The organism is Flavobacterium cryophilum (assembly GCF_048286555.1).
Taxonomy (GTDB): domain Bacteria; phylum Bacteroidota; class Bacteroidia; order Flavobacteriales; family Flavobacteriaceae; genus Flavobacterium.
This window is the reverse complement of the sequence record NZ_JBLVPZ010000006.1, coordinates 122,565-145,744: the sequence shown is the minus strand read 5'-3', so window position 1 is coordinate 145,744 and position 23,180 is coordinate 122,565. Positions and strand designations below refer to the sequence as shown.

Sequence of the window (23,180 nt, the reverse complement as noted above, 5' to 3'; positions counted from 1 at the left end):
GTGTTCCTTTTTATTTCCATCTTTATCTGTCTCATTTTTTATAAGTGTACCGCACTCTTTATGATCATTACTCCTTATGATAAAAAAGGTAGCGGAAAAACTAATCACGAATAATACAGCGATAAAAATCAGTGTGTTTTTTGTAGGCATTTTATAACGATTTAAACTTTCTCAATTACATCTAATTCCACTTTCAAATTCTTGATAATAAACTCCTGTCGGTCTGGTGTATTTTTTCCCATATAGAAAGACAATAATTGTTCAATAGAAGTATTTTTATCCATCATAATCGGATCTAAACGAATGGTTTCTCCAATGAAATTTTTGAACTCATCCGGAGAAATTTCCCCCAATCCTTTAAATCGGGTTATTTCCGGTTTTGGCTTTAGTTTTTCTATTGCTGCTTTACGTTCTTCATCAGAGTAGCAGTATATTGTTTCTTTCTTGTTTCGAACCCTGAAAAGGGGTGTTTGCAAAATGTATAAATGTCCTTCTTTTATCAATTCAGGAAAAAACTGAAGAAAAAAGGTAATCAATAATAATCGAATGTGCATTCCATCGACATCCGCATCGGTTGCAATTACGATGTTGTTGTATCGTAATTTTTCTAAACCGTCCTCAATATCCAGCGCCGCTTGCAATAAATTGAATTCTTCATTTTCATAAACGATTTTCTTGCTCATTCCATACGAATTCAGGGGCTTACCACGTAAACTAAAAACGGCCTGCGTATTTACATCCCGTGATTTAGTAATGGATCCTGAAGCCGAATCTCCTTCTGTAATAAAAAGGGTACTCTCTAAACATTTAGGATTTTTAGTGTCTGGAAGATGGGCGCGGCAATCTCGTAGTTTCTTATTGTGCAAATTCGCTTTTTTGGCACGATCTGTTGCCAATTTTCTAATACCGGACAATTCTTTACGCTCCCTTTCCGCTTGAAGAATTTTTCGTAATAAGGCATCTGCAGTTGGAGGATTCTTATGTAAAAAATTATCTAATTTCGTTTTTACAAAATCATTTACAAAAGTACGCACCGAGGGCATTCCTGGCTCAGAACCCATATCTGTTGAACCTAATTTGGTTTTAGTCTGCGATTCAAAAACGGGTTCCATTACTTTGATGCTTATCGCCGTAACAATCGATTTTCGAACATCCGATGCTTCAAAACTTTTATTGTAAAATTCTCGAATAGTTTTTACTATCGCTTCCCGATAAGCCGCTAAATGCGTTCCGCCTTGCGTGGTATTTTGTCCGTTTACAAACGAATGGTATTCTTCGCTGTACTGCGTTTTGCTGTGCGTTAAGGCAATTTCTATATCCTCACCTTTCAAATGAATGATTGGATATTCCAAATCCTCAGCGTGAATGGTTTCGTCCAATAAATCTTTCAGACCATTCTCTGAAAAATATTTTTCTCCATTGAATAAAATAGTCAAACCATTGTTCAAATAACAATAGTTTTTGAGCATTTTTATTACATATTCATAACGGAATTTATAATTTTTAAAAATCGCTTCATCCGGAATAAAAACAACTTTGGTTCCTTTTCTCTTCGTCGTTTCAATAATATCTTCCTCCAGAACAAGATTTCCTGCAGAAAATTCAGCTGCTTTTTGTTTTTCGTCCCGAACGGATTCTACGCGAAAATAATTAGACAATGCATTCACGGCTTTTGTCCCTACTCCGTTTAGACCAACGGATTTCTTAAATGCCAAGGAATCGTATTTTCCTCCGGTATTCATTTTAGAAACTACATCAATCACTTTTCCCAGTGGAATTCCACGTCCGTAATCTCGAACAGTAACGGTTTTATCCTTGATTGTCACCTCGATTGTTTTGCCGGCACCCATGACAAATTCATCAATGCAGTTATCGAGTACCTCTTTTAGAAGAATATAAATACCATCATCTGGGGAAGATCCGTCGCCCAGTTTCCCAATATACATTCCGGGACGCATGCGAATATGTTCTTTCCAGTCGAGCGACCGAATGTTATCTTCGGTATATTGATTTTGTTCGGACATTGTAAGATTTGTGGATTTGCTGCTAATGTAGTGTAATTCGACAAAATTTAAAATAGGAAGCCCTCAAAGTTATCAAGAATGATATTGACAACCGATTTCTGATTTAAGACTAACGATTTTAGATCTCAGATTTCAAATTATTATTAATACAGCTTTTAAAATTAAAAATTCTTAATAATTTCTTTCAATTGATTATCTAACTCGATATTGGAAATTTTGCTCTTTTCGATATCAAAATTAGCATCGAAACTAGGCAGTGAGAATGTTACTTTTATATTTCCTCCGTAAAATGGAAATGCTTTTTTGGAGATTTCCAAAACGTTTGCACCACCTCTTGCCCCTGTGGAAGTTGCCATCAACAACATGGGTTTTTCCTGAAAAACTTTAGCGTTTATCCTGCTGCACCAATCAAAAACATTCTTGAAAGCTGCTGAATAATTTCCATTATTTTCCGCCATTGAAACTACTAAAATAGCAGCGGTGCCAATTTTATTCAAAAAGGCTTTTGCTAACTCGTGCTGACCAATTTCTTTTTCTATATCAACAGTAAATAACGGCATTTGAAAATCATTTAAATCCAAAACCTCCACTTCGGCATTTTTAAATAGAGTTGCTGCATACGTTGCCAATTTTTTATTAATGGAGTTTTTACTGGGGCTGGCGCCAAAGGCTATAATTTTCATGATGATTAATTTTTATTAAAAGTAGTATAAATAAAATAGCAACAAAATAATTAACCACTGAAACACTGATTTCAAAAACGATACGAAAAACGAAACTTCATTTTTCTCTAAATCGATTTTACCCGAGAGTGAAACGGAAAGCATTTTTCTATGAAATCTATTTTTTATTGACAATAAAGAGCGACCGGAGGAAGCTCCTTTTTTGTCTTATCAAAAAAGAGTTTAATGGAAAAATATTACTTCACTAAACTTTTATTTTAATTGGAGTTCAGTGAACTTCGTTTGAAGTGGAAAGCTGGAATAGGTTCAAAAAAAAGTCGAAAGTTATTGCTAACTTTCGACTTTCGACATTATGTCTTTTTTTTAGACGTTGAATCTAAAATGCATTACATCACCATCTTTTACGATGTATTCTTTTCCTTCTACTTTGAATTTTCCAGCTTCTTTACATTTAGCTTCTGAGCCATAATGAACGAAATCTTCGTAAGCAATAACCTCAGCACGTATAAATCCTTTTTCGAAATCAGTATGAATCACTCCTGCAGCTTGTGGCGCAGTTGAACCAACATCGATAGTCCAAGCACGAACCTCTTTAACACCTGCGGTAAAATACGTTTGTTGTTTCAATAATTTGTATGCCGCACGAATCAAAACGGATGCACCTGGCTCAGTCAATCCCATATCTTCAAGAAAAACCTGACGTTCTTCGTAGCTTTCTAATTCCGTAATATCAGCCTCAGCACCAACCGAAAGAATAATTACTTCCGCGTCTTCGTCTTTAACCAATTCACGAACCTGATCAACATACTTGTTTCCATTCACTGCCGAATTTTCATCTACGTTACAAACATACAATACTGGTTTTGCAGTAATCAATTGAAAACCTTCCATCAAAACTTCTTCATCATTGTTTTGTGGTGTTACTGTTCTCGCTGATTTTGCTTGAAGCAACGTTTCTCTAATTCGGTTTAACAACGCTTCTTCAACGATTGCTTCTTTATTTCCAGTTTTAGCAGCACGTTTTACTTTTTCCAAACGTTTTTCAACATTCTCTAAATCTTTTAACTGCAGCTCAATATCAATTGTTTCTTTGTCGCGTATTGGGTTTACATTCCCATCAACGTGCACAATATTATCATTATCAAAACAACGCAATACGTGAATAATAGCATTACACTCTCTAATGTTTCCTAGAAACTGATTTCCCAAACCTTCGCCTTTACTGGCTCCTTTTACCAATCCTGCAATATCAACAATATCTACCGTTGCCATTTGGACACGCTCTGGTTTGATTAATTCTTCCAATTTTTCTATTCGGGAATCCGGAACATTTACAACCCCTATATTAGGTTCGATAGTACAAAACGGAAAATTTGCACTTTGTGCTTTCGCATTGGATAAACAATTGAATAATGTTGATTTTCCAACATTTGGTAATCCTACAATTCCTGCTTTCATATGTAGATAATATTTATTTTTAAGGGAATAGTGTATCCCAATCTTACTAGCTTTTAAAACAAAACAATTGCGACTTTTATGATCTTTTTTTCCCAATAACCGTTGCCAGTTAAAAATGTCGCTTTTACTTTAAAAGGTTGCAAATATAAGATTTTATAAATATTTAAATAAGTAAAAATTGCAGTTAAAACAGGCCTAATATGTTTTTTATAAAAATTTAAACAATGCGCTAATATTTTGTTAAAAAAAAATTATATTGCGACAAATTTAAAACAAAACAAAAACCAAACACATCTTGTTATGAAAAAATTTGCATTATTATTATTCCTGCTTAACGTCTCGTTTCTTTTCGCACAAAAAGAAATCTCGGGTGTCGTAAAAGACAACACAGGCAACCCTTTGACAGGTGTAAACATTGTTGAAAAAGGAACTCAGAATGGGGTTTCCACTGACATGGATGGGGCATACAAGATAAAAGTTAATGAAGGGGCTACATTAGTTTTCAGTTATGTTGGTTTTTCTAAATTAGAAAAAGCGGTTACAGGGTCTGTTTTAGACGTTGTTTTATCAGAAGAAGGGGGAGAAGTCCTGAAAGATATTGTAATTGTGGGTTCCAGAAACTCAAAAAGAACGGTGGTAAATTCAGCCGTTCCCATTGATATCATCAATGTAAAAGACGTAACAACACAAAGTGGAAAATTAGAAATTAATGAATTACTCCAATACGTTGCACCTTCATTCAATGCCAGTAAACAATCAGGTTCTGACGGTGCAGATCATGTTGACCCCGCTTCATTAAGAGGTTTAGGCCCTGATCAAACGCTTGTTTTGATAAACGGAAAAAGAAGACACCAATCGTCTCTTGTCAATCTTTTTGGAACTCGTGGAAGGGGAAATACCGGAACCGATTTGAATGCGATTCCGGCATCTTCAATCAAAAGAATTGAAATTTTGAGAGATGGTGCTGCTGCACAATATGGATCTGACGCCATAGCAGGAGTAATCAATATTGTAATGAATGACAATATAAATGAATTAACTGGTGCCGTAACCTACGGTGCTTATAATACAAATGCAAAAGGAGATTTTCTTCCAGGAACCGCTAATACAGATGGCAATCGATTAGACCAAAATGGTTTTGGTAATTCTAAAGGCAAAAATAAAAGTTTTGATGGTGGTTCAATAAAAGTAGCAGCTAATTATGGTGTTGCCATTGGAGAAAAAGGCGGTTTTGCTAATTTTACGGCAGAATATTTAAGTAAGAATAAAACCTTACGCCCAGGATACGATTTCAGAAAAGGTTTTGGTGAGGCAGAAATTCAAGGATTCAATTTTTTTGGAAACATGGCTATTCCTGTATCTGATAAAACTGAATTTTATGCTTTTGGCGGAAGAAACTATAGAGATACGGATGCCTATGCTTTTACAAGAAATGATGGTGAACGAGTGGTAGAATCAGTATATCCAGGAGGTTACACCCCCAGAATTACGTCAAATATTATTGACAACTCTATTGCTGCAGGTTTTAGAACTGAAACGGTAAGTGGTTGGAAAATCGACATTAGTAATACATTTGGAAAAAACCTTTTCCATTATTTTATTAAAGGAACTATCAATGCTTCATTGGAAGATGCTTCTTCAACAGAATTTGACGCCGGAGGGCATAGTTTGAGCCAAAACACAACAAATTTTGATTTTTCAAAAAACTATAGTTCCGTTTTAGATGGAATGAATCTTGCATTTGGAGCAGAATTCAGGACTGAAAAATTCAACATTTTTGCGGGTGAACAAGGTTCTTATGCTACTTATGACACCAATGGATTTCCTATAACAAATCCTGCAACTCAATCTGCTCCAATCGATCCTATTTCCGGAGAGCCAAGACCAGGGGGTTCTCAAGGGTTTCCGGGATACAGTCCCGCAAATGTCGTTGATAAAAGTCGTACGAACTTGTCCTTGTATACGGATGCAGAATTTGATATAACAAATAGTTTCTTAGTAAGTGCAGCGGTTCGTTTTGAAAATTATAGTGATTTTGGAAGTACTGTTAATGGAAAAATAGCGACTAGACTAAAAGCTTCAAAAAACATCAATTTTAGAGGTTCGTTGAGCACAGGATTTAGAGCACCTTCTTTGGCTCAAATTTACTACAATTTACGTTTTACTAATTTTAATGCCGGCGGAGCAACAGAAGTGCTACTTTCTCCAAACAACAGCCCCGTAACGCAAGCATTTGGAATCGGGAAATTAAATGAGGAAAAAGCAGTTAATGCATCATTAGGTTTTACTTCAAATTTTGGCGATTTTACCGCTACAGTCGATGGATATTATATTAAGGTAAAAAACAGAATTGTTTTAACTGGCTATTTTGATGCAAGCCAACTAAATCTTGGTGTTTCAGCTGCCCAATTTTTCACCAATGGTGTTGATACAAGAACAGCTGGTTTAGATTTAGTTTTTGCATGGAAAAAAACATTTGGCGATTCAAGATTTGGAGCGACGTTGGTTGGAAACATCAACGACATGAAAATTGACAATGTGAAAAACGGAAGTTTAGATCAAGGTACTTTTTTTGGAAAACGTGAAAAAGCATTCTTATTGGCTTCAGCGCCAAAAAGTAAATTTGGATTGAATCTTAATTATTCTAAAAATAAATTTGATTCTGGTTTATCTTTCACCCATTTTAGTAAAGTAGTTCTTGTGGATTATGCTGATGAAGATGACGTATATAGCGCAAAAATGATTACTGATTTAACTTTAGGCTATAAATTATCTAAACAATTAAAATTGAGCATTGGAAGCAATAACCTTTTCAATATTTACCCTGACCAACAAGATGAGCAAGGAAATACTGAAGCGGGAGGATATTGGGATTCTGTACAAATGGGTTTCAGTGGTGCCTATTATTATGCTCGATTAGGATTTAATTTCTAATACTTTTATCGAATAATTTTAAAAGGACTGTCAATGACAGCCCTTTTTTTATTTCGTATATTCTCCCTAAATATAGTTCGCAATATGCAACCATCGTGGCAAATCTTTTTAACTGAAAAAAGTCAAAAATTTTGATGCAATGTACCTAACGTAAAGTCATTATCCAAAAAGGAATATGATGAAATACAACATTGTACGGATAACAATTGGAAAACAGGCTCATCAGAAAATTTTATGCTGGAGTGGACTGCGCGATACTATACTTTGATAAATCATGAAAAAGAAATAATTGCAGACGGTTTTTCTACAGTTATCGTTTTTACTTAAACGAAATGCAATTGTTTTTATATTTAAATGACTTTGAATTAATAAAAACAATTAACCGAAAAAACTATGCATATGATACGGATGTGATTTTCGCAAGACAAAAACAAAATATAGTGCTTTAACCTCTTCACGAAAATTATACAACCTTTTATCGTAATTACGTAACAACTACTCCACCAGACAGCTGTACATTTGTTTTATATTAATCACAAAATTAAATATTATGAAGACTATAATCCTTGGAATAATTGCTTTTCTATTTACAGTAAATATTCAAGCTCAAAATAAAAATGTTAAATCTGAAGTTAAAACCACAGTTACTACTGTAAAAAATTCTGACGGTCAAAAAAAATCAATAAAAACGCAAGAAGTTAAAGAAATTCAAAAAATCGAATTAAAAGACGCGGAATCGAATGCTTTAAATAAAGAAACAAAAGAAACACCAATTGAAGTTACTGCCACTACTACTCTTACTGCAAATGGAATTACAAATATTGTTGATATAGACAGATCAGCCTATTATGATTTAAACGGTGTGAAATATGAAGTCAAACTAGCAAACAGTGGATATACTATTTTACAACCTAATGAACAAAAAGCAGCTGTTTTGCGAAGAACATCAAACAACAATTACATTTATAGTTCAAAAAATAAAACTTCGTATGGATACTTTGATGCTAATGGAAATTTAGTTTTAGAATCTTATGATGAAAAAACAGATAAAATAACGGTAGAGACGTTTGTAATTATAAAAAAATAAATCATTTCGGAATACAAAAAAAATCCAGTTCAATTGAACTGGATTTTTTTTGTGTTAAAAATTTTCTCTTTAATCGTTGTGTAAAAACGCTTGTCTGTTCAGTAAGGTTTCTTCACTTTCAACATGATTATCATCCGGAACACAACAGTCTACAGGACATACAGCAGCACATTGTGGTTCATCGTGAAAACCTTTACATTCCGTACATTTTCCTGGTACGATGTAATACACTTCGTCAGAAATAGGAGTTTGAGCTGCATCAGAATCAACTTCGGTGCCATCCAGCAAAATTACTTTTCCCGTAAGTTTTGTTCCGTCTTTATATCTCCAGTCATCTGCTCCTTCGTATATTGCTGTATTTGGACACTCTGGTTCACATGCACCACAGTTAATACATTCGTCTGTTATAATAATTGCCATTTTTTTATAGTTTTAAAGTCTTATCGTCAAATGCTGCATGCCAAAATTCTTTTGACATTAGGACTTTTGACTTTCGACATAATTATCCTTATTTTTGTGCAAAATTACAATCAAAACTATTCATAAGCAAACATTATGACATTAGAAACAAAAAAAAGTGTTTTTGTTGAATTAGGGAAATTTTTAAGTCAATTTTCCGAAGATAATACGTCTAAGAAACCAATTGTTTTGCACAACGATCTGTTTTTTGATGATTTTATCGCATTAATAAAATTATCGCAGTCCCATAATGGATGGTATACGCCGGAACAAGTATATTTTTCTATTCGATCATGGGCTGAAGCATTGACTGCAGAAAACTTAAATCAATGGCTGTCAGCTTATAATTTTCCAATAAAACAACCTAAAAAAATTGCGTTAATTCTTGCCGGAAATATTCCGTTGGTAGGCTTTCATGACTTTCTTTCTGTTTTAATTACAGGAAACAATGTATTAGTAAAAACATCATCAAATGACCAACATTTGCTGCCTTTTTTAGCAAAGTACATTATTGCGGTTAATTCTGAATTAGCTAACAATATTACTTTTGCAGAAGGTAAATTAGAAAATTTTGATGCTGTAATAGCTACAGGAAGTAACAATACAGCCCGTTATTTTGAATATTATTTTAAAGACAAACCTTCCATTATTCGAAAAAGCAGAAATTCAATTGCGGTTTTAAATGGCAACGAAACCAAAGAGCAATTAACGGCTTTAGGGGAAGATATATTTCGCTATTTTGGATTGGGATGCCGTAATGTTTCTAAACTTTTTGTTCCAAAAGGATATTCATTTAACGCTTTTTTTGAAGCTATATTTGAATACCAAGATGTTATTCATTATGAAAAATATGCAAACAATTACGATTATAATAAAGCGGTTTTCCTGATGAGTAATTTTAAGTTATTAGATAATGGCTTTTTGACAATAAAAGAAGATCAAAGCCATGCTTCGCCCATTTCTAGCGTGTTTTATGAATTTTATGAGGACATCAACGAGTTGAAAACGAGATTACAGGTAGAAAATGAGCAAATTCAGTGCATTGTAAGTGACAATCTGATAGCGAACAGCATTGGTTTTGGACAAACCCAAAAACCTAAATTATGGGATTACGCAGATAACATCGACACTATTTCGTTTTTGTTAACAAGATAGCTGAAATATGTTTAATTATTTCGAATTATTTAACGCCTTTTAAATTCCTATTCCCGAAATTTGCACTTTAATTTTTTGGACTTAAACTACACCATGAAAAAACACAACTACAGCGCAGGACCTTGTATTTTACCGCAAGAAGTTTTCGAAAAATCAGCACAAGCAATATTAAATTTTAACGATTCTGGGTTATCGCTTCTAGAAATCTCACATCGAAGTAAAGACTTCGTTGCCGTAATGGATGAAGCACGAGCAATTGTTATTGAACTTTTAGGCCTGGAAGGGAAAGGATATCAAGCACTATTTCTTGCTGGCGGAGCTAGTTTAGAATTTTTGATGGTTCCTTATAACTTGATGAAAGAAGGCGGAAAAGCTGCCTATCTAGACACTGGAACATGGGCTTCAAACGCTATAAAAGAAGCAAAATCTTTTGGAGATACTGTTGTTGTCGCTTCCTCAAAAGAAGAAAATTACAATCACATTCCAAAAGGATATACGGTACCAGCAGATGCTGATTATTTTCACTGCACCAGTAACAACACGATTTTTGGCACACAAATGAAGGAATTTCCATCAGTTGCTATGCCACTTGTATGTGACATGAGTTCTGATATCTTTTCAAGAGAATTGGATTTTTCTAAATTTGATTTGATTTATGCCGGAGCACAAAAAAACATGGGCCCAGCAGGAACTACATTGGTTGTTGTAAAAGAAGAAATTTTAGGTAAAAATGGTAGAATAATCCCAAGTATGTTGGATTACGCCAAACATATCAACGCAGAAAGTATGTATAATACGCCACCTGTTTTCCCCGTTTACGCTTCGTTATTGACATTACAATGGTTGAAAAACCTTGGTGGAATTGCTGCTATTGAAAAAATAAACAATGCTAAAGCGGCATTACTTTATGGAGAAATAGACAGAAACCCATTATTTAAAGGAGCTGCTGCTGTTGAAGACCGTTCGAATATGAATGCTACTTTCTTATTAAATGATGAAACACATGCCGCAACCTTTGATGCGATGTGGAAAGCAGCAGGAATATCTGGATTACCTGGACACCGTTCCGTAGGCGGTTACAGAGCTTCTATGTACAATGCGCTTCCATTAGAAAGTGTTCAAGTTTTGATTGATGTAATGAAAGAATTGGAAACTAAAGTTTAGTTTTCAGTTGCAGTTTTCAGTTATACGAAATTGAAATTGAATTCTGGATATCTAGCCCTGATAGCAGTGAAAATCCTTTCTAGTCCTGAACTTGTTTCAGGATCCTGAAACAAGTTCAGGACTAGAAAGATTGTAACGGATAGCAGGAAATAGCTCCAGAAAAATAAAATAATAACTAATAGGAGGATGAGATTGCTTCTTGCCTCGCAATGATATAAAAAATGAAAGTATTAGCCAATGACGGAATTTCTAAAAGCGGAATTCTAGCTTTAGAAAAAGGTGGATTTGAAGTGATAACCACAAAAGTAGCGCAAGAACAAGTAGCTAATTTTGTAAATGAAAATAATGTAAGTGTAGTTTTGGTACGTAGTGCGACTAAAGTTCGCAAAGATATCATTGACGCTTGCCCAGGATTGAAAATAATTGGTCGTGGCGGTGTAGGAATGGATAATATTGATGTGGATTATGCCAAAAGTAAAGGGATTCACGTGATCAATACTCCAGCTTCATCGTCAGAATCAGTGGCAGAATTAGTTTTTGCACACTTATTTTCTGGTGTTCGTTTCTTACATGACTCTAATAGAAACATGCCCCTGGAAGGAGATACAAACTTTGAAGGTTTGAAAAAAGCGTATGCTAACGGAATCGAATTAAGAGGAAAAACGCTTGGCGTTGTGGGAATTGGTCGTATTGGTCAAGCTACTGCTAAAATGGCATTAGGTTTAGGCATGAAAGTGATTGCTGCCGATAGTTTTATACCAGAAGTTGATGTCAAAGTTGAATTTTTTGATGGTCAGTCGATTATAACTACTATTGTTTCTCAATCATTGGAATCTTTGTTTAAAGAAGCTGATTTCATTACTTTACACGTTCCTGCGCAAGATGGTTACATCATTGGCGAGGCAGCACTTGCCATTATGAAAAACGGTGTAGGTATTGTAAACTGTGCTCGTGGTGGTGTTATAGATGAAGTTGCATTAGTGAAAGCCTTGGATAGCGGAAAAGTATTATTTGCAGGTTTGGATGTTTTTGAAAACGAACCAACCCCTGAAATGACTATTTTGATGAATCATAAAATCTCACTGACTCCACATATTGGCGCTGCAACAGGAGAAGCCCAGGATAGAATTGGTACTGAATTAGCATCACAAATTATTAGCATATTAGGCTAATTTTTTTGTCTTAAATAATGAAAAGGGGTTTATTAACGTTGTTTAATAAATCCCTTTTTTATTATTTTGATTTTTAATCAAATGGTAGTCGAGTAAGTTGTGAAATACCTAGCGGCTCCATACGAACATAATGAAACTGTAATAATCGAGGCTAGTAGAATTGTTTTTTCTGGATTACAAAAAAAGTAGCAAAGAGCGGAGCAGATCTTCTTGCAGGTTAATTTTAAGAAACCAAGGCCTACAAAATCGGCTACACTTTGCAGATGATTTTTTTATGTTAAAACGCTACTAATGAATCATTTTATTTTGTAAATTTAATATTCAATTTGTTGATTATGAGAAATAGTGTTTATGTATTAGCAATTATTTTAATATCTATTTTAAGTTGTAACACATCAAAGTCTAATTTTCCAAGTACTGAAAAGCCTGTTGCAACTAAGGGCGATACCGTAAGAATTGCCAATGACGAGCTCGAATATGAAGTTATTATTATTGATCCCGGTTTTAACACGTGGCTTGTTTCAAGAGCGTATCCACGTGGATATCATTCTCAAAACTATTTTGAAACTAAAAATCAGTTGTATGTTAGCGAGTGGAACAGTCGCGTTCTGCAACCTATGCGATACGATCCAAATTTATATGAGATGACCATCAATTACAATTCAAAGACTGATTACGGCTATGAAGTGAATTATTTGATTTACAATTACATGGTTTATTTTCAAAATACCTATAAACAAAAACTTTTTGGCTTAGTCCCCATCAGATAATGTTACTATATTTGTAATCATTATAAATAAAAATGAATAAACTAAAACAACGTTGGGGTATTGAAACGAATTTCCAACTCATACTCATATTTATTGTTTTTGCAATTACCGGTTCGGCCTCAGCATGGTTGTCAAAACCATTTTGCTTTTGGCTGGGAATTACAAAAGAAGAATTAGGTTATTGGTTTACGCCCGTTCGTTTAATTTTAATTTTCCCTATATACCAAGTGCTTTTAGTACTAATCGGATTTCTTTTTGGACAATTCAAATTCTTTTGGGCATTCGAAAAAAAGATGCTGAAACGCATGGGACTAGGATTTCTGTTTAAAGAATAAAAAAATGCCTCAATTATGAGGCATTTTTGTTTTTAATCCAATAATTATAAACCCAGGTCAAGGTAAATGTTGGTATAAAATCTGAAAAAGGTAAAATTTCCTCCAAAAAAGTAACCACTCCGCCTACTCGACCAATGGTTCCCTTATACATCCAAGTCATTAAAAAACCCGCTATTGGCGCCCAAATCACATCCGAAAACTCCCCCACCAACGGAATTGTAAACGATAGCAATCCTATTGCATCAAAGAGAATTCCTAATATAAGATTTCTTTTTTTATTATTATCGGTACTAATAGGCACTTGTTCTATCATACTATTTCAATTTTCAGAAAATTGTACCAATCTAATGTCAATTATTTTTTGAGTTTGTCTTGATACACTTTTTTCAGTTTCTCAATTTTTGGACTTATCACATAACTGCAATATCCCTGCGTCTTGTTCTGACTGTAATAATTTTGATGATAGTCTTCACCTTCATAAAATTTAGAAACTGCAGAAATCTTGGTTACAATTGGCTTGCCAAATGTATTCTCGCTAGTCATCAAAGCGATATAATCTTCGGAGAGTTGTTTTTGTATCAGATTATGGTAAAAAATTTCACTTCGATATTGTGTACCGATATCATTTCCCTGACGGTTTAGCGTAGTAGGATCATGTGTGGCAAAAAATATTTCCAAAAGTTCTCCAAAAGTTATTTGGCGAGGATCAAAAGTAATTTCGATCGCCTCCGCGTGACCTGTTTCTCCACCACAAATATCTTTGTAAGAGGGATCTACGGTATTTCCGCCAATATATCCCGAAACAACCTTTTTTACGCCTTCCAGTTCTAGAAAGACTGCTTCTGTACACCAAAAACATCCTCCTGCCAAGGTTGCTACTTCAATTTCGTTTTGTGTTTCCATATTTTTTATTTCTTTACATTTGACATAATAGAAAAATTTTGAGCAAAATGAAAAAGGATGTAGTGCCAAAACACCACTTATTTTTCTATTGCTACCTACTGAGAATCAAATTTATTCATTAAATCAGCTGATTATTCGATATTAACTAAAGTTTATAATTTGTGACGGCAAAATATTTGGCGAAGCATTTAATAATCATTAAAATCTTTGTTTCTTTGCTGAAAGAAGTTTCAAATGATACAAGCCAAAAATCTACATAAATATTACGATCAACTACATGTGTTGAAAGGAGTTGATTTACATATTAAAAAAGGAGAAATTGTCTCTATCGTTGGAGCCTCGGGAGCTGGAAAAACAACACTTTTGCAAATCCTTGGAACTTTAGACAAGCCAACCGTTGAAAACGGAATCGAATTGCGCATCAATAATGAAGACATTCTAACCATGAATGACAAAACCTTGTCTAAATTCAGAAATCTAAATTTAGGCTTTATTTTTCAATTTCATCAATTATTACCAGAATTTACGGCACTAGAAAATGTTTGCATTCCTGCTTTCATTGCCAATAAATCTAAACAGGAAACCGAGATTGAAGCCGAAAAATTGTTAACTTATCTTGGCCTTTCCCATCGTTTGAATCATAAACCCAATGAGCTTTCTGGCGGAGAACAACAACGCGTGGCGGTGGCAAGAGCATTAATCAACAAACCGGCAATCATTTTTGCCGATGAGCCTTCGGGAAATCTAGATACCGCTTCTGCCGAAAACCTGCATCAATTGTTTTTTAAACTGCGTGATGAATTGGGACAGACTTTCGTGATCGTGACACATAACGAAGAATTAGCTAATATGGCCGATCGAAAATTAATAATGACTGATGGATTGATTAGTAATTAGGAGCTATTTCCAGCTATACACTATATCTTTTTATTTTTAAAAAAAAATAAAAAGGATGCCGTTTCTACCTGGGCTATCACTTGCAACAACGAGCGCTACTTCCTACAACAAATTAGTACCCAAAGTCATCATCAATAATGAATTCATCAGAACTAAAAGATTTCCTCGACGAAAAAGTTGTACAGTACAACACACTTGATTTCATAGAAAGTGATCCAGTCCAAATTCCGCATTTATTTTCACAAAAAGAAGATATTGAAATTGCAGGTTTTTTAAGCGCAACAATAGCTTGGGGGAATCGCAAAATGATTATCAAAAATTCCCATAAAATGATGGATTTAATGGGAAATGCACCTTATGATTTTGTTATGTCACATACTGAAAATGATTTGGAACGACTAGATACTTTCGTACACCGAACTTTTAACGGACAGGATTTTGCCAGTTTCATTAGAAGCATAAAAAACATCTATGAAAACCATAATGGATTAGAATCCGTATATGCTAAAAACCAAGAGTTAAAAACCATGCAAAACAGCATCTCGGAATTCAAAAAGACATTTTTCGAAATTCCACATCAATACAGAACACAAAAACACATTTCAGACCCTCTGAACAATTCTGCAGCTAAACGAATTAACATGTATTTACGCTGGATGGTACGCCAAGATACTAAAGGTGTCGATTTAGGAATATGGAAAAGTATTTCGCCTGCTTCGTTATCCTGCCCCCTGGATGTTCATTCTGGCAATGTAGCACGAAAATTAGGTATGCTCACACGAAAACAAAACGACGGAAAAGCATTAGCTGAATTAGACATGAAACTTCGTGAATTTGATGCAAATGATCCGGTAAAATATGATTTCGCATTATTTGGATTGGGTGTTTTCGAAAAATTCTAAATTAATTCCAAAAATTCTTTTAATCGAAAAATGGAGTAGCACTCTTTTGAGAAGAGTAAAATTTTGATTGAAACTCAGGCTTAAATTTCTTATACCATTTTTTTATAAGAAATCTACTAATGAGCTTTATTTGGAATATAATACTTAACTTACTTTTTAACACTTAATCTATTATTATTTGCACTTAATCGACTATTTTTGAGCCAAAGTGAATTATATTTGAAGAGTAAATATACGAATAACATAAAGTCATAAACGACAACTAAATGACCCTATCAACATTTTTTTTATCATCTTAAAAGCTGAATTAGGACCGTAATTCAAACCAATATCACAAATGAGTAACAGAAAAAAAATAGTTTTAGCCGAAGATAATTCAGTCCTTGCATTACTGCTGAAATTTAGATTAGAAAAAGAAGGATATGAGCTCCTTGTTGCTGTTGACGGAAAACAAGCCATCGAATTAATTGAAGAGCACCAACCGGAATTAATTTTAACAGATATTATGATGCCTTTTGTTAGTGGTTTAGAAGTAATCAGCCACGTAAGAAACAAATTGAACTTTCAAACTCCAATTATTGTTTTTTCATCAGCTGGGCAGGAGGAAATAGTACTTAAAGCATTTGATTTAGGAGCTACTGATTTCATGAGTAAGCCTTTAAGTCCGCATGAATTAGTAATCCGAGTTAAAAGATTATTGATATAGTATCGCTAACAAATAACTTATAGAATTAGTTATGAACGGAAGTCATAATCTATTAGATTTTTTAAAACACTCTTCACCAATAATCCAATTGGCATGGAGCTTCAGCGGTATTTTTTTTATAATTATACTTATGCTGATAATGTATCTAAAATATTTAAGAAACCATTTACGGGAGAATGAAATGATTACCGCTAAATATCAAGAAGAATATGAATCTTGTCTTGTTACCTATTTGTATTCCGGAAATGATGATGATACAATGAGTCCAGAACAACAAATAATTATCAATGAATTAAAAAAATATGTAGCTGATCCTTTTAAAAGAAAAATTATTGTCACCACATTACTCAAATTAAGAAATGAGATATCGGGCGAAATAGCCGAATCTATTGATAAGCTGTTTATCAAATTGGGACTTTTGCGTTACTCATTAGACAAGCTTAGAAGTAAAAAATGGGAGATTATCGCTATCGGAATTAGAGAGCTTACGCAATTTAAAATAAAGGGAGCTCATCAAATAATAATGAATAACATCAATCATCCGAAGAGAGAAGTTCGGAAAGAAATGCAATTATACTTAGTTCATTTATATGGCTTCAAAGGACTTGATTTTTTGAATGTTTTAGAAACCTCGTTATCTGAATGGGATCAGATTCAATTATTGGAAGTCCTTCAACTTACTGATGATACAGAAATTGCAGACATTAGACCATGGTTGAAATCTTCAAATGATTCTTTAATCATTTTTACTTTAAAACTTGCTAAAGTTTACAATCAATTTGAAGCTAAAGAAGAACTAATTGAACTGTTAAACCATAAGAGTGAAGACGTAAAGGTTAATGTAATTTCTGCATTAAATCATTTGAATATCGTTGAAGCTAAAAACATTTTGAAAAATAATTTTAATAAAAGTAGTTATGAAGAACAAATCGCTTTTCTAAAAATGATGGAAAATGTTTATGACGATAGTGACAAAACCTTTTTACTGGAACATATACACCACAAAAATTTTGAAATTAAGTTATTAGTAATGGGGATTTTAAAGAATATTACTTTTGAAGAACAGGCTTTATATGAGGCTGAAGTAAAAAAAACGCTTACTGCTTAAAACCAAATGCCTATGAATTCAAGTGCTTTGCAAATGATAATGTCAATCATTCAATATTTCTTTTTTATTTTTTCTTCCGTTGCAATTATATCTTATATCATATTAGCAGTAATTTCAGCTGTAGAAACAAATCAATATGTAAAAAAAAATAGCTTTATTAATTACAAGGAAATATTATCCTCGACTTTCTCTCCTTCAATTTCAATTATAGCACCCGCCTACAATGAAAGCTTAAATATTGTTGAAAACGTACGCTCGTTATTATCGAGTCATTATGTGAATTATGATGTTATTATTGTAAATGATGGAAGTAACGATGACAGTTTAAGCAAACTTATTGAAGCCTACGACTTAATTCAAATAAGCCATTATATTAACGACCAAATTAAAACCAAACCATTAAGAAAAGGAATATTTAAGTCTACGAATCCTGCATTTGATAAATTAACTATAATTGATAAAGAAAACGGAGGAAAAGCTGATGCCTTAAACATGGGACTGAATATGAGCAAAAATAAATATGTTGCTTGTATTGATGTCGATTGTTTATTATTGGAGGATGCGCTTCAAAAAATGATTAAACCATTTCTAGAAACAACCGATACAAAAGTCATTGCCGCTGGGGGAGTTATAAGAATCGCCAATTCATGTATTGTTAAGGATGGTAAATTACTTGATGTAAACTTACCTAAAACTTGGCTGGAACAAGGACAAATTTTAGAATATTTAAGAGCCTTTTTATTAGGAAGAATGGCTTGGAGCAGATTAAATGGTTTGTTAGTTATTTCTGGTGCATTTGGTTTATTTGACAAAAAAATAGCCATTACAGTTGGTGGTTATGACACCGAAACCGTAGGGGAGGACATGGAAATTATTGTACGAATGAGAAGACATATGGAAGAGGAAAAACTAAAATATAAAGTCGCTTATATTCCTGACCCACTATGTTGGACAGAAGCTCCAGACAACCATAAAACATTTATTTCCCAAAGAAACAGATGGACTCGTGGAACAATCGAAACCTTGAAAAAACATCGAAAAATTGGCTTTAATCGAAATTACCATTCGTTGGGACTTTTAAGTTACCCGTATTGGTTTTTCTTCGAAAGGATGGCGCCCCTTATCGAAGTTGCCGGTTTGATATATTTTGGAATTCTTATTGCACTCCATCACGTAAGATGGGATTATTCAATAGCATTTATTATTTTCGCCTATTCATTTTCAGTTTTATTTTCAATAGTTGCAATAATTACAGAAGAACTGACATACCATCAATATAAAAAGAAAGGAACGGGTTATAACTTGATAAAGATTGCTTTTTTAGAACCTTTCATTAATCATCCCATCATTTTGTATGCTGCAATTTGTGGAAATATTGATTATTATTTTAATAAAAAAAAGAAATGGGGAGCGATGACCCGAAAAGGAATGACTAAAGCCTAAATATTTAAAATATAATTCTAAAAAATGGAGATTAAAAAAATGATTTCTAAGCTTTCAAAACTAACTTTTATACTGTTTTTTTTATATGCCTTTCAAATGTTTGGGCAAGAAAAAAAATTTAGTGGAGATCCAGACAGCACCTTCAAGACTGCTCGTGATTTAGCATCCAACAATCAACGAAAACAAGCACAGGATACTTTACTTTTTATTTTGACAAAATATCCAGATTATCACGATGTTCGTATTTACTTAGCGACGACTTATGGCTGGGACGGAGATTATAAAAAAGCGAAAAAAGAATTTGAAGTTGTTTTAGAAAAAGATCCAAAAAATAAACCTGCCTGGCAGGGAATAATTCAAAACGAATTATGGGCAAATGCTCCTTTTATTGCTTTGGAAATGTCTGACCGAGCCTTGGAACAGTTTCCCAAAGACCCGGACATATTGCTCTTGAAAGCGAAGGCCCAAGAACAGATTGAAAAGATTTCGGATGCTTTGGATACTGTCAATTTGATACTTAAGGAGAATCCAGAGAACCAAAAAGCAGAAGAATTAAAATACAGTTTACGAAAAAAGGTAAGTCTTAATACTATCGGTCTAATTGTGTCAGCCGATTTTTATTCGGCTGTTTTCGACCCGATGCAATATTACAGTTTAAAATATGGACGCCAAACTAAACTGGGATTTTTATCTGCTAAACTGAATTTCAACAGGAGATTAAATACTAATGGTGAACAGTTTGAAATAGACCTGTATCCTAAAATTATTAATGGACTCTATGGTTACATTAATGCCGGATATTCAAATTCTCCTCTTTTCCCTAAAACGAAATATGGTGCTGAACTTTTTAAAATTTTATCTCACGGTCTCGAAGCTTCCCTTGGTTTTCGAACGCTGAATTATGCCACCACAACTACTTTCTACACTGCTTCTGTAAGTTGGTACACGGGCAACAGTTACTGGTCGCTTCGTCCGTATCTCACTCCGGGAGATGTGGGAACCAGTTTTTCCGGTGCTTTGACGTATAGAAAATACCGATCGGATGCCGATAATTATTTTAGTGTTTCAGCAGGTATGGGATATTCACCGGAGCTAAACCAATTCAATTACACGGCTGTGGATAAAGTCAAAATAGGATTGAAATCGCAAAAAATTAATTTGGGTTACAATTTTACTTCCCGCAATCAGCGAAATATTTACAACACCCAATTCGGAATCACGCATCAGGAAGAACTATTCAGTCCAGGTGATTATTACTGGGTTTATTTCGTTTCCTTAACTTGGGATGTGCGTTTCCGATAAATTTCCTTACATTTCGACATTCGAACTGAAAACCAAGAAGTAGGATTTAGAAAAAACATGATATAATCTTGGAAAAATCAGGAAGGAATTTATAAATGAATTAGACGAAAAAAAATAATTATGAAAAAAAACTACGCAAAAGTATTACTGTTAAACCTTATCTTATTCTGTACAACTTCGTTTGGACAGACTGTCAATAAATATCCTTATGGCACAAACACGGATTTTTTAACCATTTGGAACGGGGAAGCTTATGTTCCTTTTTTTATAAAGGGAACTAATTTAGGAGTTGGAATTCCCGGGACATTCCCTGGAGAATTGGCGCCCACTTATGAGCAATATTTGCATTGGTTTGGAGAAATGAAAGCGGCGGGTTTCAATTCATTCAGAATTTACACATTGCATTATCCACGTTTTTATAAAGCCTTGAGTGATTATAATAACTTGCATCTTGACAACCCTTTACTTTTTATGCAGGGAGTTTGGCTTGATGAAGAAGCCCAAAATTATAATAACAACTTAAATTTTCTAACTAATACTTTCCAATTAGAAATTAAGGACAACATAAAATGTTTGCATGGAAACAACACAATTGCGGAACGATTCGGAAAAGCTTCCGGTAACTATACAGCTGATGTGTCAAAATGGTGTCTGGCTTATATCATCGGAAGAGAAGTTTACCCGGAAGAAGTTTCAACAACTAATCTTTCGAACCCAGGTGACACCCAATTTACCGGTAAACATCTTAAAATAGCGAACGCTTCACCTGCCGAACAGTGGGAAACAAGAATGATGGATTTCGCTCTTGATTTTGAACAAACAACTTTTAATACACAAAGACCTATTAGTTTTTCAAGTTGGCCGACATTAGACCCATTGACACATACCGGGGTAGTAGACGACCCGGAAGACGATCAGCAAATTGATTTGACTAAAATTGAAATCGTAAGTGCTCCGGCGGGGATTTTTATGAGCTATCATGCCTATCCGTATTACCCTGATTTTATTGGTGATCAGGCTTCTTATCAAAACACTTTTGATAATTTTGGTAAGAACAGTTATAAAGCCTATTTACAAGAACTTAAATCGCATTATACCAAATTCCCTTTAATCATTGCTGAATATGGCGTTCCCAGCAGTTGGACTACGGCACATTACACTTCATCGGGCATGAATCACGGAGGATTTGATGAATTCGATCAGGGTCTTACAGATATGAGAATTTTACAATCGATTGCCGATACTAAATGTGGTGGTGGTATCCAATTTTCACTTACGGACGAATGGTTTAAAAGAACTTGGATAGCAGATGCTTTGGATTATACTCCAGAAAGCAGAGTGCTGTGGCAAAACCTGAATTCTGCTGAACAAAATTTTGGTTTATTGAGCTTCGAAAAACCCTCTCAATTTAAAATCTTAAAATTTAACAGCGCAGATGCCGTATCAAAAATAAGCGCAGATGCTAACCTCAAATTTTTAGAGATCAAACTGGAACTAAAAAATTCTTTTAAAACCATCGATGAACTTTGGGTCGCGTTAGACACTTACGATACAAATCTCGGAGAATCTTTGCTTCCTAATGGAGCCAGTATCCCCAACAGAAGTGAATTTGCCCTAAAAATAACCAATCATTCCGCCGAATTGTATGTTACCGAAGCTTATGATACTTTTGGTAACTGGCATCATGTTTCTACGGTCGACCAATTGTACCATTCGACAGCCACCGATGGCAAACCTTGGACTATCGTTAGAGTTAAAAACAACGGTACTAATTCTAACGCTGATATCCAATACATTGGAAAATTACAGGTAAATTATGATTTTCAACCGTATTCATCTAAAGATGGAGTGACTATTGCCGATAAGGCAATTCATATTCGTTTGCCTTGGAATTACATTAATTTTGTAGCTCCAAACACTAAAACTGTATTAAACGACACCAAAGGAACTGCGGTGAAAGAAGAAGCTATAACTGACGGAATCAAAATAAATGCCTATTATAAGCAAAATTGGTTTCAGCACGACGAAAGATTTGTTTGGAATAATTGGAATGCGCTTGATTTGATAAATATTCCGGAGAAAAGAAAAGTGTCTTTTTACGTGATGCAGGACAATTTACAAAAATTCAACACTAGTGCCATCAGCGTAAATGATGAGTACACTTTTAATGATGGTATTTATCCTGCCTATATTAATGCTCCTTACGGTTTGCTCAAAAACGACTTTGATTTGGATGGAACAAAAAAAATGACGGTTATTTTTAAAAATCCTAAAAACGGAATTTTGACAGTACAAACCGATGGTTCTTTTGAATATTCTCCCATTCTTAATTTCGTTGGCACGGATACTTTTCAATATGCTGTTTATGATGGTTATAGTTTGTCGACCCCTACAACTGTTGTATTGAATGTTAAAAAACCTAACTTAACTGTGAACTCTGTTCAAACGCACATAAATATATATCCAAATCCTGTAACTGACATTTTAACTGTGGAAGCCCCTACAAGCTTTGATGAGTTGATGATTTTTGATAGCACTGGAAAGAAAATGAATTCATATCCTAATTTTGATAGAACGGTACGAATAAATTTAAGTGATCTAAATCAAGGTATCTATTATCTTGTAGGTATCAAAGACGGAAAAACTTCCACCGCTAAAATCATTAAGAAGTAAGATTT

The 23,180-nt window shown here is 34.1% G+C and carries 20 protein-coding genes; 14 read left to right on the top strand and 6 right to left on the bottom strand.

Annotated features, from left to right (window positions below):
- Positions 1-161: 161 nt before the first annotated feature.
- The 3 genes from ACNQGJ_RS10530 to ychF form a co-directional block, all read right to left on the bottom strand.
- Positions 162-2,024 (bottom strand): DNA topoisomerase IV subunit B, encoded by a 1,863-nt coding sequence (locus ACNQGJ_RS10530; RefSeq protein WP_417972634.1) that lies wholly within the window; start codon positions 2,022-2,024, stop codon positions 162-164.
- Between the two features lie 161 nt (positions 2,025-2,185).
- On the bottom strand, positions 2,186-2,707 hold the full coding sequence (locus ACNQGJ_RS10525) for an NADPH-dependent FMN reductase (protein ID WP_417972635.1): 522 nt from the start codon (positions 2,705-2,707) through the stop codon (positions 2,186-2,188).
- Positions 2,708-3,070: 363 nt separating this feature from the next.
- Complete coding sequence (gene ychF / locus ACNQGJ_RS10520; RefSeq protein WP_417972636.1) at positions 3,071-4,165, bottom strand: redox-regulated ATPase YchF; 1,095 nt, start codon at positions 4,163-4,165, stop codon at positions 3,071-3,073.
- A gap of 300 nt (positions 4,166-4,465) precedes the next feature.
- Between ychF and ACNQGJ_RS10515 the strand changes: the two genes are divergently transcribed.
- Positions 4,466-7,099, top strand: coding sequence for a TonB-dependent receptor (locus tag ACNQGJ_RS10515; protein ID WP_417972637.1), 2,634 nt, complete (start codon positions 4,466-4,468; stop codon positions 7,097-7,099).
- A gap of 550 nt (positions 7,100-7,649) precedes the next feature.
- Positions 7,650-8,186 (top strand): hypothetical protein, encoded by a 537-nt coding sequence (locus tag ACNQGJ_RS10510; RefSeq protein ID WP_417972638.1) that lies wholly within the window; start codon positions 7,650-7,652, stop codon positions 8,184-8,186.
- A 69-nt stretch (positions 8,187-8,255) separates the two neighbouring features.
- On the opposite strand, the gene ACNQGJ_RS10505 is transcribed toward ACNQGJ_RS10510, so the two are convergent.
- Positions 8,256-8,606 carry a 4Fe-4S dicluster domain-containing protein gene (locus ACNQGJ_RS10505; RefSeq protein WP_417972639.1) on the bottom strand — a complete coding sequence of 117 codons (351 nt, stop codon included), beginning with the start codon at positions 8,604-8,606 and terminating at the stop codon, positions 8,256-8,258.
- 135 nt (positions 8,607-8,741) lie between these two features.
- On the opposite strand from ACNQGJ_RS10505, the gene ACNQGJ_RS10500 reads away from it, so the two are divergent.
- The 5 genes from ACNQGJ_RS10500 to ACNQGJ_RS10480 all read left to right on the top strand — a co-directional run bounded on the left by ACNQGJ_RS10500 (position 8,742) and on the right by ACNQGJ_RS10480 (position 13,241).
- The gene (locus ACNQGJ_RS10500) at positions 8,742-9,800 is read left to right on the top strand and encodes an acyl-CoA reductase (RefSeq protein ID WP_417972640.1); all 1,059 of its coding nucleotides are present in this window, start codon (positions 8,742-8,744) and stop codon (positions 9,798-9,800) included.
- A gap of 93 nt (positions 9,801-9,893) precedes the next feature.
- Positions 9,894-10,964: a 3-phosphoserine/phosphohydroxythreonine transaminase gene (gene serC, locus ACNQGJ_RS10495; protein WP_417972641.1), complete on the top strand. Its 1,071-nt coding sequence runs from the start codon at positions 9,894-9,896 to the stop codon at positions 10,962-10,964.
- A gap of 221 nt (positions 10,965-11,185) precedes the next feature.
- A complete protein-coding gene (locus ACNQGJ_RS10490) occupies positions 11,186-12,136 on the top strand; it encodes a D-2-hydroxyacid dehydrogenase (protein ID WP_417972642.1) in 951 nt (316 codons plus the stop codon).
- Positions 12,137-12,471: 335 nt separating this feature from the next.
- Positions 12,472-12,906 carry a DUF6146 family protein gene (locus ACNQGJ_RS10485; protein ID WP_417972643.1) on the top strand — a complete coding sequence of 145 codons (435 nt, stop codon included), beginning with the start codon at positions 12,472-12,474 and terminating at the stop codon, positions 12,904-12,906.
- 32 nt (positions 12,907-12,938) lie between these two features.
- Positions 12,939-13,241: a DUF6787 family protein gene (locus tag ACNQGJ_RS10480; RefSeq protein WP_417972644.1), complete on the top strand. Its 303-nt coding sequence runs from the start codon at positions 12,939-12,941 to the stop codon at positions 13,239-13,241.
- Positions 13,242-13,254: 13 nt separating this feature from the next.
- Here the strand turns inward: ACNQGJ_RS10480 and ACNQGJ_RS10475 are convergent, their stop codons facing one another.
- Both ACNQGJ_RS10475 and msrA read right to left on the bottom strand, forming a co-directional pair.
- Positions 13,255-13,554 carry a hypothetical protein gene (locus tag ACNQGJ_RS10475; protein ID WP_417972645.1) on the bottom strand — a complete coding sequence of 100 codons (300 nt, stop codon included), beginning with the start codon at positions 13,552-13,554 and terminating at the stop codon, positions 13,255-13,257.
- A 41-nt stretch (positions 13,555-13,595) separates the two neighbouring features.
- Positions 13,596-14,144 carry a peptide-methionine (S)-S-oxide reductase MsrA gene (msrA, locus tag ACNQGJ_RS10470; protein ID WP_417972646.1) on the bottom strand — a complete coding sequence of 183 codons (549 nt, stop codon included), beginning with the start codon at positions 14,142-14,144 and terminating at the stop codon, positions 13,596-13,598.
- 234 nt (positions 14,145-14,378) lie between these two features.
- Between msrA and ACNQGJ_RS10465 the strand changes: the two genes are divergently transcribed.
- The 7 genes from ACNQGJ_RS10465 to ACNQGJ_RS10435 all read left to right on the top strand — a co-directional run bounded on the left by ACNQGJ_RS10465 (position 14,379) and on the right by ACNQGJ_RS10435 (position 23,175).
- Positions 14,379-15,041: an ABC transporter ATP-binding protein gene (locus ACNQGJ_RS10465; protein WP_417972647.1), complete on the top strand. Its 663-nt coding sequence runs from the start codon at positions 14,379-14,381 to the stop codon at positions 15,039-15,041.
- A gap of 137 nt (positions 15,042-15,178) precedes the next feature.
- Entirely contained in the window at positions 15,179-15,943 is a 765-nt protein-coding gene (locus ACNQGJ_RS10460; RefSeq protein ID WP_417972648.1) for a TIGR02757 family protein, read from the top strand.
- A 337-nt stretch (positions 15,944-16,280) separates the two neighbouring features.
- Positions 16,281-16,649: a response regulator transcription factor gene (locus ACNQGJ_RS10455; RefSeq protein WP_417972649.1), complete on the top strand. Its 369-nt coding sequence runs from the start codon at positions 16,281-16,283 to the stop codon at positions 16,647-16,649.
- A 181-nt stretch (positions 16,650-16,830) separates the two neighbouring features.
- Positions 16,831-17,757: a hypothetical protein gene (locus tag ACNQGJ_RS10450; protein ID WP_417972650.1), complete on the top strand. Its 927-nt coding sequence runs from the start codon at positions 16,831-16,833 to the stop codon at positions 17,755-17,757.
- A gap of 12 nt (positions 17,758-17,769) precedes the next feature.
- Complete coding sequence (locus tag ACNQGJ_RS10445) at positions 17,770-19,200, top strand: glycosyltransferase family 2 protein (RefSeq protein ID WP_417972651.1); 1,431 nt, start codon at positions 17,770-17,772, stop codon at positions 19,198-19,200.
- A gap of 39 nt (positions 19,201-19,239) precedes the next feature.
- Positions 19,240-20,502 (top strand): YaiO family outer membrane beta-barrel protein, encoded by a 1,263-nt coding sequence (locus tag ACNQGJ_RS10440; RefSeq protein ID WP_417972652.1) that lies wholly within the window; start codon positions 19,240-19,242, stop codon positions 20,500-20,502.
- A gap of 120 nt (positions 20,503-20,622) precedes the next feature.
- On the top strand, positions 20,623-23,175 hold the full coding sequence (locus ACNQGJ_RS10435; protein WP_417972653.1) for a T9SS type A sorting domain-containing protein: 2,553 nt from the start codon (positions 20,623-20,625) through the stop codon (positions 23,173-23,175).
- Positions 23,176-23,180 lie beyond the last annotated feature (5 nt).